At 42.1% G+C, this 777-nt stretch carries 1 protein-coding gene and 1 pseudogene; both read right to left on the bottom strand.

Annotated elements, in window-relative coordinates; all coding sequences use genetic code 11:
- Nucleotides 1-343, bottom strand: a 343-nt coding sequence (locus AC1DWB_RS36495) for an undecaprenyl diphosphate synthase family protein (RefSeq protein ID WP_477545928.1), incomplete at its 3' end; no start/stop codon positions are given.
- 200 nt (nt 344-543) lie between these two features.
- A pseudogene (locus AC1DWB_RS36500) lies at nt 544-777 on the bottom strand (MATE family efflux transporter); the annotation flags it as partial.

Here is a 777-nt window from a genome sequence, read left to right on the forward strand (position 1 = left end):
GCTTTATGTTGTTCTTATTCAAATCTCCTAAAGTATCTTCGGTTACAAATTCATGAATCAAGCTGATAATATAATCAACCTCAGCTTTTGGTCGCTTCCAGTTCTCAGTGGAGAAAGCGTACAGGGTTAAGAATTCAACATTATTTTTCTTACAAAATCGTATCGTTTTCTTCATTGTCTTCATTCCAGCAAAATGCCCTGCAGTGCGAGGTAACCCTCTGTTTGTTGCCCATCTTCCGTTCCCATCCATCATAATAGCGATGTGCTTAGGTAACATGTCATTCCAATTAATTTTATTCTTCATGACCCTGGATTTGAATAGAACCATTAACTCGAATAACATGCCCACATCGCCTCTTTCGGATATTATCGATTATTAATGCATTGGGATCGATTCGATATTTGGATCTTATATCCATAATAGCACATGCGTTCCCATAAATATACAACCGCCTATTCATCTCACCGAACATATAAACTGGTGAGGCTGCTGATGTATCTGCTCAGCAGCCTCATGAAGTTTCAATAAAGTTGTTACCTCCACTATACCCGGATTGTCTTCCACTTTCCTTTCCGGAAGCGGATTGCGAACAAGCTAGATCGGAACACTTGGTCAATCGCCAGTGCGAGCCATGCACCGAACAGCCCCCAATCAAACACGAAAATGAACAAACTCGTTAACAGCACCCTGAAGAGGATAACACCCCAGAACGCTACCTTCATGTTGTATTTCGTGTCTCCAGCTCCCCGTAAAGCACCGGCTAGCACATATTGCGC

Source organism: Paenibacillus sp. P4_E11, from assembly GCF_056401635.1.